Annotated in this window: 7 protein-coding genes; all 7 read left to right on the forward strand. The window is 63.7% G+C overall.

Annotated features, from left to right (window positions below):
• The first annotated feature begins 5 nt into the window (after positions 1 to 5).
• A complete protein-coding gene (gene dnaN, locus Q0K12_RS01910; protein WP_297259889.1) occupies positions 6 to 1,160 on the forward strand; it encodes a DNA polymerase III subunit beta in 1,155 nt (384 codons plus the stop codon).
• Positions 1,160 to 3,559: a DNA topoisomerase (ATP-hydrolyzing) subunit B gene (gene gyrB, locus Q0K12_RS01915; protein WP_297259891.1), complete on the forward strand. Its 2,400-nt coding sequence runs from the start codon at positions 1,160 to 1,162 to the stop codon at positions 3,557 to 3,559. The genes dnaN and gyrB overlap by 1 nt, the downstream gene beginning before the upstream one ends.
• Positions 3,560 to 3,599: 40 nt before the next feature.
• The gene (gene gyrA, locus Q0K12_RS01920; protein WP_297259893.1) at positions 3,600 to 6,173 is read left to right on the forward strand and encodes a DNA gyrase subunit A; all 2,574 of its coding nucleotides are present in this window, start codon (positions 3,600 to 3,602) and stop codon (positions 6,171 to 6,173) included.
• Positions 6,173 to 7,054, forward strand: coding sequence for a tetratricopeptide repeat protein (locus Q0K12_RS01925; protein WP_297259895.1), 882 nt, complete (start codon positions 6,173 to 6,175; stop codon positions 7,052 to 7,054). Before gyrA ends, Q0K12_RS01925 begins: the two co-directional genes overlap by 1 nt.
• Before the next feature lie 72 nt (positions 7,055 to 7,126).
• The gene (gene purF / locus Q0K12_RS01930; protein ID WP_297259897.1) at positions 7,127 to 8,533 is read left to right on the forward strand and encodes an amidophosphoribosyltransferase; all 1,407 of its coding nucleotides are present in this window, start codon (positions 7,127 to 7,129) and stop codon (positions 8,531 to 8,533) included.
• A 7-nt stretch (positions 8,534 to 8,540) separates the two neighbouring features.
• The gene (hisS, locus tag Q0K12_RS01935) at positions 8,541 to 9,815 is read left to right on the forward strand and encodes a histidine--tRNA ligase (protein WP_297259899.1); all 1,275 of its coding nucleotides are present in this window, start codon (positions 8,541 to 8,543) and stop codon (positions 9,813 to 9,815) included.
• Positions 9,808 to 11,655: an aspartate--tRNA ligase gene (aspS, locus tag Q0K12_RS01940; RefSeq protein ID WP_297259901.1), complete on the forward strand. Its 1,848-nt coding sequence runs from the start codon at positions 9,808 to 9,810 to the stop codon at positions 11,653 to 11,655. The genes hisS and aspS overlap by 8 nt, the downstream gene beginning before the upstream one ends.
• The last annotated feature ends 162 nt before the right edge of the window (positions 11,656 to 11,817 follow it).

Below are 11,817 nucleotides of genomic sequence, written 5' to 3' on the forward strand. Positions count from 1 at the left end.
CTTGTATGAAACTTACCGTAAACAAAGAGCGCATCATCGACGGCCTGCTCAAGGCGGCGGCCATCATCCCCGCCAAGGCCGGCGCGGCCTACCTTCGTTCCATCTGGCTCCGGGCGGAAGAGGGACACCTCTCCATCATGGCCACGGACGCCAACATCGAATTTACCGGACGCTATGAAGCCGAGGTGCAGCAGTCCGGTCTGGTGGGCGTGCAGGGGCGTTCCTTTGTGGATCTGGTACGGCAGCTCCCCAACGGGCCTCTGCGGCTCAGTCTGGACGCCGGCGGCAAGACCCTGCTGCTCGAACAGGGACGCCGCAGCTACAAGCTGCCTGTGAACGGCGAAGAGCTCTTCCAGAACTTCTCGGCCTTCCCGCAGGGGAACGCCGTCACCTGGTCCGGCGATTTCCTGCAGGACGTGCTGGACAGGGTGGTCTTCTGCATCAGCGACGACGACTCCATGGACGCCATCGCCTGCCTCTACATGAAGCCCACGGGCAATGGGCGCATCGACGTCTGCGGCCTCAACGGCCATCAGTTCGCGCTGGTCTCCTTCACCCATGACGAACTGGCCGGCCGCCTGCCGCAGGAAGGGGTGCTCATCCAGAAGAAGTACCTGCAGGACCTCAAGAAATGGCTGGGCGTGGATGAGATAGAATTGGACATCACGGACAAGCGCCTGTATCTGCGCACGCTGGACGGCGCGGAAAGTCTGAGCCTGCCGCGCGCCGGACATCAGTATCCTGATTACAATGTCTTCCTGAGCCGTCTGGAAGGAGAGGGCGCGAGCCGCCTTACCCTGACCCGCAAGGACGCCATGGAAGCGCTGGGCCGCATCCTCATCTTCAATACCGAGAGCGACCGCTGCACCTACCTCGACCTCTCGGCGCAGGAAGCCGTGCTCCATGCGCAGGGACAGGAGATCGGCTCGGCCAGCGAGAGCCTGGAAGTGACTTATGAGGGCGACATAGAGCGCATCGCCTTCCCCACGCGCAATCTCATGGACGTGCTGGGGCACTTCGTCTCGGCCTCGGTGACCATGACCATGACCGGCGCGGAAGGGGCCTGCGGCATCCGTGGCGAGGAAGACCCGGACTACACGGTGATCATCATGCCCATGAAGGTTTCCGAAACGACCTATTACAGCGAGGAAGACGTCTAATGGCTCCCGAAAATGCCGGCGGCTACAATGCCGCATCCATCACCATTCTCGAGGGCCTTTCGGCCGTACGCAAGCGTCCGGCCATGTACATCGGTTCCACGGACGTTCGCGGCCTGCATCACCTCGTCTATGAAGTGGTGGACAACTCCATCGACGAGGCCATGGCGGGCTACTGCACGTCCATCACCGTCATCCTGCATGCGGACAATTCCGTCACCGTGCGCGACGACGGCCGCGGCATCCCGGTGGATATCCATCCCAAGGAAGGCGTGCCCGCCGTCCAGGTGGTCATGACCAAGCTGCACGCCGGCGGCAAGTTCGACAACACGAGCTACAAGGTCTCCGGCGGCCTGCACGGGGTGGGCGTCTCCTGCGTCAACGCTCTTTCCGAATCGCTCACCGTGACCGTGCGGCGCGACGGCAAGCGTTACCGCCAGCACTATGCACGCGGCGTGCCGCAGGACGAGCTGACCGTCATCGGCGAAAGCGTGGACGGTCACGGAACCACCGTGACCTTCAAGCCGGACGAGGAGATCTTCGAGGTGCTGGAATTCTCCTACGAGACGTTGAAGAAGCGTTTCGAGGAACTGGCCTACCTCAACCGGGGCCTGACCATCGAGTGCATCGACGAGCGCACGGGGCAGGAGCACATCTTCCATGCCGAGGGCGGCATCCGCCAGTTCGTGACCGACCTCAACGAGGGGGAAACGCCCCTGCATCCGGTCATCGACTGCGAAGGGCTCCAGGACAACGTGACCGTGGACTTTGCCATGCAGTACACCACGGCCTACAAGGAGAACATCCACACCTTTGCCAACAACATCCGCACGGCCGAGGGCGGCACGCATCTGGTGGGCTTCCGTACGGCGCTCACCCGCGCCATCAACGGCTATGTGAAGAACCAGCCGGACCTGACCAAGAAGCTCAAGGGCACGGTGCTTTCCGGCGACGACGTGCGCGAAGGCCTGACGGCCATCATCAGCGTCAAGCTGCCGCAACCGCAGTTCGAGGGCCAGACCAAGACCAAGCTGGGCAACAGCGAGGTGGCGGGCATCGTGGCGGGCGTCGTCTACGACAAGCTCAACGAATATTTCGAGGAGAACCCCAAGGACATCCGTACCATCGTGGAAAAAGCGATGGATGCCGCCCGCGCGCGGGATGCCGCCCGGCGGGCCAAGGAGCTGGTGCGCCGCAAGGGGGCGCTGTCGGACAATGCCCTGCCGGGCAAGCTGGCCGACTGCCAGAGCAAGGACCCGGCCGAGTCCGAGCTTTTCATCGTGGAGGGCGATTCGGCAGGCGGTTCGGCCAAGCAGGGGCGCAATCCTCGCAATCAGGCCATTTTGCCCCTGCGCGGCAAGATCCTCAATACCGAGCGCACGCGCTTCGACAAAATGCTGGCCAACAAGGAAGTGAAAAACCTCATCACGGCCATGGGCGCGGGCATCGGCGAGGGGGATATGGACCTCGACAAGCTGCGCTACCACAAGATCATCATCATGACCGACGCCGATGTGGACGGCGCGCATATCCGCACCCTGCTGCTGACCTTCTTTTTCCGTCAGTATCAGGAAATGGTGGAAAAGGGCTACGTCTACATCGCGCAGCCGCCGCTCTACCGCGCGCATAACGCCCGTTTCGAGAAGTTCATCAAGGACGACGCGGAACTCAACGACTTTTTGCTCAATCGCGTGAGCGAAGACGTGACCATCGTCGCCGAGAACGGCACGGAATACACGGGCGCGAAGCTGCTGGAGCTCATGCGGCACATCGAGAAGCTGGAAAGCCGCGTGACGGACGCCGAGAGCACGGGCATGGCCCGCGACCTCTTCCTGGCGCTGACGACCTATCCGCGCTTCGTGGACGCGGACCTCATCCAGTCCGGGGACGAGGCGCTGCTCGCCTGGCTCAATGAGCGCGGCTATCTGCTGACCCTTTCCCGCGAGGCCGACGAGGACGGCGAGGAACGCGTCTTTGCGGTCTTCGAGAATACCGGGAGCCACCATACCCGGCGCGGCATGGAGTTCTTCGCGTCCCGCCTCTACCGGCAGACGCGGCAGCTCTTCGACGAACTGCGGGAGCAGTGCGGCGGCTTCGGCTTCAGCCTGCGCCGCAAAGACGGCGAGCAGAGCGTGGACGATGTGTTCAGCCTGCTGCGCCTGACGCTGGAAGAAGCCCGCCGCGGCATCAACATCCAGCGTTACAAGGGCCTTGGGGAAATGAATCCCGAACAGCTCTGGGTGACGACCATGAATCCCGAGAACCGCGTGCTCCTCCAGGTCTCCGTGGAGGATGCCAACGAGGCTTCCGACGCCTTCGAGGAACTCATGGGCGACCGGGTGGCCCCGCGCCGCGAGTTCATCGAACGCAATGCCCTGAGCGTGCAGGATCTGGATATCTAGCTGGCGGGGGCCTCCCTGCTACCCAAGCAACGAGGAAAACGTGTCCGAGCAACCGAAAATCAGTATTGAGCACGAACTGCGGAAATCCTATCTGGAATATTCGCTGTCGGTCATCATCGGCCGCGCCATCCCCGATGCGCGCGACGGTCTGAAGCCCGTGCACCGGCGCATACTCTTCGCGCAGTCGGAACTGGCCAATACCTACAACCGTCCGCACAAGAAGTCCGCGCGCATCGTGGGTGACGTCATCGGTAAGTATCATCCGCATGGCGACTCCGCCGTGTATGACGCGCTGGTGCGCATGGCGCAGGACTTCTCCATGCGGGACCCGCTGGTGGACGGGCAGGGCAACTTCGGCTCCATCGACGGGGACTCGCCGGCCGCCATGCGTTACACCGAAGTGCGCATGTCCCGGCTGGCCGGGGAATTCCTGGCCGATCTGGACAAGGAGACCGTGGACTTTCGTCCCAACTACGACAACACCCTGCAGGAACCGTCCGTCCTGCCCACCAAGGTGCCCAATCTGCTGCTCAACGGCTCCTCGGGCATCGCCGTGGGCATGGCCACCAACATTCCGCCGCACAACCTGGGCGAGCTCTGCGACGCTCTGCAGATCCTGCTGGACAATCCGCAGGCCAGCGTGGACGACCTCATGGAGGTGGTCAAGGGGCCGGACTTCCCCACGCGCGGCTTCGTCTACGCCGGCAAGGGCCTCTATGACGCCTACCATACCGGGCGCGGCACGGTGAAGGTGCGCGGCCGCGTGGAAGTGGAAGAGCGGAAGAAGGGCCTGCAGGCCGTGGTCATCCGGGAGATCCCCTTCGGGCTCAACAAGTCCGCCCTGGTGGAGAAGATCGCCGCTCTCATCAATGACCACAAGATAGACGGCATTGCGGACTTGCGGGACGAATCCGACCGGAAGGGCATACGCATCGTCATCGACCTCAAGCGCGGCACCATCCCGGACATCGTCATCAACGGTCTGTACAAGTATACGCCGCTGGAGACCAGCTTCGGCATCAACATGCTGGCCGTGGTGGACAACCGGCCCGTGCTGCTCAACCTCAAGACCGCGCTGGCTTGCTTTGTGGATCACCGGCGGGAGGTGGTCATCCGCCGCACGCGCTACGATCTGGCCAAGGCCGAAGCCCGCGCCCATATCCTTGAGGGCCTGCGCATCGCCATCGACAACATCGACGAGGTGGTGGCCCTCATCCGGGCGTCCGCCAGCCCGGACGAGGCCCGTGCCGGCCTCATGGCCCGCTTCGAGCTGTCGGAAGTCCAGGCCCGCGCCATCCTCGACATGCGTCTGCAGCGCCTGACCGGCCTGCAGCGTGAGGAACTGCTTGCCGAATATCGCGATCTGCTCCAGAAGATCCAGTTCTATACCTCGATCCTGGAGAATGCCGAAGTGCTGCGCGGCGAACTCAAGCGGGAGATCGCGGAGATCCGCGAGACCTTCGCCACCCCGCGCCGTACGGAAGTGGTGACGGACGCCCTGTCCGGCATAGACATCGAGGATCTCATCCCCGATGACGAGGTGGTCATCACCTTGTCCCGCCGCGGCTACATGAAGCGCACCAATCTGGAGAACTACCAGCAGCAGAAGCGCGGCGGCAAGGGCATCGCGGCCCTGCACACGGCGGAGGACGACTATGTGCAGGAGTTTCTGACCACCACCAATCACCAGTACCTTTGCCTCTTCACCAACAAGGGTCGCATGCATCAGCTCAAGGTGCATCAGGTCCCCGAGGGCAGCCGCACGGCCAAGGGCGTGCACATCAACAATCTGCTGCCGCTGGAAGAGGGCGAATGGGTGACCACGGTGCTGGCCCTGCGCGAATTCGCGGAGGACAAGTATTTCCTCTTCGTGACCCGGCGCGGCATGGTCAAGCGTTCCTCGGCCTCGCTCTATGCCCGTTGCCGCAAGAGCGGCCTCATGGCCGTGGGCCTGCGTGAGGACGACGAGCTCGTGGTGGTGCGTCCCATCCGGGACGATACCCACATCGTGCTGGCCACGGCGGACGGCTATTCCATCCGTTTCTCCTGCAAGGACGTGCGGCCCATGGGCCGCGTGGCCACCGGGGTCAAGGGCATCGCCCTGCGGCGGCAGGACGTGGTGGTGGCCGGGGTCATCCTCAAGGAAGATGACCAGACCACGGAGATCATGTCCATTTCGGCCAACGGCTTCGGCAAGCGTACGCGGGTGGACCTCTACCGCCTCCAGACGCGCGGCGGCAAGGGCATCATCAACTTCAAGGTGACGGGCAAGACGGGCCATGTGGTGGGCGCCATGCCCGTACGGGACAATGACGGCCTCGTGCTGCTGACCTCGGCCAACAAGATCGTGCGCATCGGCGTGGACGACGTGCGGAGCAAGGGCCGGGCCACCATGGGCGTCATGCTGGTACGTCTGGACGAGGGCGCCCGCGTGGTGGGCTTCGACCGCGTGGATGAAGGCGGACAGAGCGGCCGCAGGCTGGATGAGGAAGAGGCGGACGATCCGTCCGTCGAAAATGGAGCTCCCCAGGATGCCGGCGGTGAAGCCGCGACGGAGGAAAGCCCGGACGGCACGCCGCCGGAAGCGCCCTCCGAGGAGAACGGAGAAGCGTAATGCGCTGGGCCTTCCGCCTGGGGCGAGATGTTTGCCGCCAATGGGGACGGCGGGGCGGCAGGCGCGCAGGCGGCCTGCTGCTCTGCTGTCTGCTGGCCTTCAGCCTGCCGGGCTGCGAACGTTCGCCGCTGGGGGACGACCTCAGCGAGGCGAGAAGCGCGGTGGCCGCCCATGAATGGACGCGGGCCGAGCGACTGCTTGAGCGTTTCCTGCGGGAATCCTCGGAGTCCGACAAGCGCTGGGAGGCCTGGCAGCTCCTGCTGACCGTGGCCAATGCCACGGGGGTCACCACGCGGGTACGGCTGGACTATCTGGATACCATGCTTGAGGAATTCGCGGACAGCGACGCCCGTTGCAAGGACATCCTCTGGCGCATGGGGCAGCTTATGGAGCGCCAGCGCCGCCATGAGCGCGCGGTGGATATCTGGAGCGCCTATCTGGATCTGGAAGGGCTCAGCCCACAGGACAGCGTGGAGGGCTACCGCCATCTGGCGGCCATGAACTTCCGTCTCCATCGCTACGAGGCCGCGGAAGATGCCCTGCAGCAGTGTCTGGCCCTGCCGGTCAACGAGAAGGCCAAGCTCAACTGCATGTATGATCTGGCGGACCAGAGCGCTGCCCGGGAACGCTGGCAGGAAGCGGCCGACCTCTCGCAACAGATCCTGGACAGCGAGCCCGGCGAGCGCCTGCGCGCGCTGACGCTTTTTCTGCTGGGGGATGCGCTGGAGCAGCTCGACCGCCAGGACGAGGCGCTGGCCCAGTTCGAGCTTTGCCGGGAAACGTATCCCAATACCGATGTGGTGGAAAATCGCATTGCGTATTTGAAAAAAAAGATGAAGAATCCCTCCCGCCGTCAGGCGAGGGCGGCGGAAAGGAAATAGGGCGTCCGGGCGTGTCCCTGCCTGCACGCAGCGGCGGGCGGCGGGACGTGCGGACGGCATGAGGAGTTTGGCATGATTCGTCACGAGTGTGGACTTTTCGGCATTTACGGCCATGAAGACGCGGCGCGGCTGACCTACTTCGGCCTCTACGCGCAGCAGCACCGCGGACAGGAAAGCGCGGGCATTGTGACCTGGGACGGCGGCGCCATGTACGAATACAAGGGCATGGGCCTCGTTCCCGACGTCTTTTCGGAAGCGGCGCTCGGTACGCTTTCGGGGAATACGGCCATCGGGCATGTGCGCTACTCCACGACCGGACGCTCGCATATGCGCAATGCCCAGCCCTTCGTGGCCCACTTCCGCGGGCAGGACATCGCCGTGGCCCATAACGGGAACCTCGTCAACACGGCGGAGCTGCGCGAGGAGCTGGAAAGCGACGGCTCCATTTTCAGCACGACCAATGATACGGAAGTGTTCATGCATCTTTTGGCGCGGGCCCTGCGCACCAAGACGCTGGTGGAGGCCGTGCGCGACACCTGTTCGCGCGTGCGCGGCGCGTACTGCCTGCTGGTCATGAGCGGCAATACCCTCGTGGCGGTACGCGACCCGCACGGATTCCATCCGCTGGCGCTGGGCCGTCTGGACAACAGCCCGGTATTCGCCTCGGAGACCTGCGCTTTCGACCTCATGGAAGCCGACTATGAACGCAGTATCGCTCCCGGCGAGATGTACATCGTGGACGAGCAGGGCGAACGCAGCGAACAGCTGCACGGCCCGCTGCCGGACAAGCCGCGCCAGTGCATCTTCGAGCTGGTGTATTTCGCCCGGCCGGACTCCTTCGTCTTCGGCGAGCAGGTCTACCAGTGCCGCAAGCAGATGGGCTGGCAGCTGGCCCACGAGTCCACGCCGGATGTGGATTTCATCATGCCGTTCCCCGATTCCGGCGTCTATTCGGCCGTGGGTTTCGCCCAGTGCGCCGAGCTGCCCTATGAACACGCCATGATCCGCAACCACTATGTGGGCCGTACCTTCATCCAGCCCACCCAGAGCATGCGCAACTTCGGCGTGCGGGTGAAGATCAATCCCGTGCGTTCCATGATCGAAGGCAAGAAAATCTGCATCGTGGACGACTCCATCGTGCGCGGCACGACCATGCGCACCCGCGTGAAGAAGCTGCGCGAACTGGGGGCGAAGGAAGTGCATATCCGCATCAGCTGCCCGCCGGTGAAATTCCCCTGCTATTACGGCATCGACTTCGCCTCGCGCGGCGAGCTCATCGCGGCTTCCCTCGATCTGCCGGAAATCGTGCGTGAGCTGGATGTGGATTCCCTGCACTATCTTTCCATAGACGGGCTGTTGCGTTCGGTCATGCACTCCGACAGCTACTGCCTTGCCTGTTTCAATGGCGATTATCCCGTTCCCTGCCGGGAGGCGGGCAAGCACAGACTCGAACAGCCCTGCGCGGCGGTCAACTCCTGAGGTCATCATGGCAGCTCACGTTACACGCATCAAAGGCTTTGCGGACATGTTTCCGCCGGATTCCGACGCCTTCCTCTTCCTGGAAGAAACGGCGCGGCGCATCTTTTCGCGTTGCGGCTTTGTGGAATTGCGGACGCCTGTCCTGGAATATACCGACCTCTTCCGGCGCTCCATCGGTGAAGAGACCGATGTGGTGCAGAAGGAGATGTTCACCTTCCCGGACAGGAACGACCGTCTCATGACCATGCGGCCCGAAGCCACGGCCGGCGTCATGCGCGCCTATATCGAAGACGCCCGGCATACCCGCGAAAGCGTGAGCCGCCTCTTCACCACCGGCCCCATGTTCCGTTACGAGCGGCCCCAGAAGGGACGCATGCGGCAGTTCCATCAGCTCAATTGCGAATGCCTCGGTTCGCACAGCCCCTATGCCGATGCGGACATGATCATCATGCTCATGCGCTTCCTGCGGGAAGCGGGACTTACGGAGCTGACGCTCAAGCTCAATTCCCTGGGCTGCGCCAGCTGCCGTCCGCGCTTCAAGGAAGCGCTGGTGGACTACCTGAAGGGGCTTGCCGGAGAGGGCGGCCTGTGCGAGGACTGCACGCGCCGCATGCAGACCAATCCCCTGCGCGTGCTGGACTGCAAGCAGGAAGGCTGCCGCCGTCTGACGGACGCCGCGCCGCGTCTGCTGGACTATAACTGCCCGGACTGCCGCGCCCACTTCGACACCGTGGTACGTCTGCTGGAGGCGGAGAAGATCCCCTATGAACTGGATCACCGCCTGGTGCGCGGGCTTGATTACTATTGCCGTACGACCTTCGAGGTGGTAAGCGGGAACATCGGTTCGCAGTCCGCCGTGGCGGGCGGCGGTCGTTATGATGGTCTCGTGAAGAGTCTGGGCGGGCCGGACGTGCCGGGCGTGGGTTTTGCCTGCGGCATGGAACGGCTGGCGCTGCTCCTGCCGGAACGTCCCGCGCCACGGCTGGATTTCTATGCCGTGGGCATGAACGAGGCCGGGCGCGACGTCTGTTTTTCGCTGGCCCAGCGGCTGCGCGAGGCCGGTCTTACGGGCGAAGTGCACACCGGCGACGGCGGTTTCAAGAGCAGCATGCGTCAGGCCGGCAAATCCGGGGCCCGCTACTGCCTCATCGTGGGTGAGGACGAAGCGGCTTCCGACACGGTTATGGTGAAAAACATGGACAGCGGCGAACAGCAGGCCGTGCCGCAGTCCGCAGTGGTGGAACATCTGGCCTCGACCCCCGGCGGTATTGAGCATGAGTGAGCAGACCCAATCCCAGGATCTCCAGCAGGAGCACCAGAAATATATCGAGGAAGTGGGCGACTGGACCCGTACGCATTCCTGCGGCCAGCTGACCGAAGCCGACGACGGCGCTGAGGTCTGCCTCATGGGCTGGGCGCAGTACCGCCGCGACCACGGCGGTCTCATCTTCGTGGACCTGCGCGACCGCGAAGGCCTGACCCAGGTGGTGTTCAGCCCCGAGATCGCCCCCAAGGCCCATGAGGATGCCCATATCCTGCGCGCGGAATACGTGCTCGCCATCAAGGGCCGCGTGCGTCCCCGTCCCGAAGGCATGACCAATCCCAATCTGGTCACCGGCGGCATCGAAGTGGTGGTGAAGGAATGGAAGTTGCTCAATACCTCCAAAACGCCGCCCTTCCCCATCGAAGACCGCACCGACGCCGGCGAGAACCTGCGTCTCACCTGGCGCTATCTGGATCTGCGCCGTCCGCGCATGCAGGCCAATCTGCGCCTGCGGCACCGCGTGGCCCAGGCCATCCGCCGCTATCTGGACGAGGGCGGCTTCATCGAGGTGGAAACGCCCATCCTCACCAAGTCCACCCCCGAAGGGGCGCGGGACTTCCTGGTGCCCAGCCGCCTGAACAACGGCCAGTTCTACGCTCTGCCGCAGTCGCCCCAGCTCTTCAAGCAGCTGCTCATGGTGGGCGGTCTTGACCGCTATTTCCAGATCGTCCGCTGCTTCCGCGACGAAGACCTGCGCGCCGACCGTCAGCCGGAATTCACGCAGGTGGATATCGAAATGAGTTTCGTGGATGAGGAAAAGGTCATGAACATGGCCGAAGGCCTCATGGCCCGCGTCTTCAAGGACGTCATGGGGCAGGATATCCCCCGTCCCTTCCCGCGCATGCCCTATGCCGAGGCCATGAGCCGTTACGGCGTGGACAAGCCGGATACCCGCTTCGGTCTCGAACTGCACGACATCACCGACATCGTGCGCGGCTCCGGCTTCAAGCTCTTTGCCGCGGCGACCCTCGTCAAAGCCATGAAGGTGCCCGGCGGCGAATCCATGACCCGTAAGGAGATCGACGCCTACACCGACTTCGTGAAGATCTACGGCGCGCAGGGCCTGGCCTGGATCAAGATCAAGGCCGACGAATGGCAGTCCCCCATCGCCAAGTTCCTTTCCGAGGAAGAGCGCAAGGGCATTGCGGAAGCCCTCGACCTGAAGGTCGGCGACATCGTCTTCTTCCAGGCCGGTGAACCCGGCATGGTCAATGCCGCCCTCGGCAACCTGCGGGTGCATCTGGGCAACCAGCTCGGCCTGATCCCGGAAAACACCTTCAATTTCCTCTGGGTGACGGACTTCCCCCTCTTTGAATACGACGAAGAGGAAAAGCGCTATGTGGCCTGCCATCACCCCTTCACTTCTCCGGCTCCCGGCCATTTGGAACTCATGGCCACCGACCCGGCCCATACCCGCGCCCGTGCCTACGACATGGTGCTCAACGGCAACGAAGTGGGCGGCGGCTCCATCCGCATCCACTCCGCCGAAGTGCAGCGCCGCATGTTCGCCGCCCTGGGCTTCACGCCGGAACAGGCCGAAGAACAGTTCGGCTTCCTCATCAGCGCGCTGGAGCAGGGCGCTCCGCCGCACGGCGGCCTCGCCTTCGGCCTCGACCGTCTGGTCATGCTGCTCGCCGGCGCGCAGAGCATCCGCGACGTCATCGCCTTCCCCAAGACCCAGAAGGCTACCTGCCTCATGACCCAGGCGCCTTCCGAAGTCTCGGCCAAGCAGCTGCGTGAACTCGGCCTCCGCCTGCGCGAAAAGAGCGGCGAGACCGCCCCTGCCGCCGGAAACTAGGCTTATTGAAAACTGGAAGAGAGCGGAACGCCCTTCGCTAGCGCGAAGCGGCGTTCCGCTCTGTTTTTGGAAGTTTTTGGGAAGTTTTTTTGTGGGGGTGCGCGGCAGAGTGCGGCTTGGCGGTTTCGGGCTGGAGCTCCTTCCCGCCGCGGGAAAGAGGGT

This window comes from uncultured Desulfovibrio sp. (assembly GCF_944324525.1).
GTDB lineage: Bacteria > Desulfobacterota > Desulfovibrionia > Desulfovibrionales > Desulfovibrionaceae > Desulfovibrio.

Coding starts and splice junctions, on each gene's coding strand:
- dnaN (WP_297259889.1), top strand. CDS start 6: ATGAAACTTACCGTAAACAAAGAGCGCATCATCGACGGCCTGCTCAAG.
- gyrB (WP_297259891.1), top strand. CDS start 1,160: ATGGCTCCCGAAAATGCCGGCGGCTACAATGCCGCATCCATCACCATT.
- Q0K12_RS01925 (WP_297259895.1), top strand. CDS start 6,173: ATGCGCTGGGCCTTCCGCCTGGGGCGAGATGTTTGCCGCCAATGGGGA.
- purF (WP_297259897.1), top strand. CDS start 7,127: ATGATTCGTCACGAGTGTGGACTTTTCGGCATTTACGGCCATGAAGAC.
- hisS (WP_297259899.1), top strand. CDS start 8,541: ATGGCAGCTCACGTTACACGCATCAAAGGCTTTGCGGACATGTTTCCG.
- aspS (WP_297259901.1), top strand. CDS start 9,808: ATGAGTGAGCAGACCCAATCCCAGGATCTCCAGCAGGAGCACCAGAAA.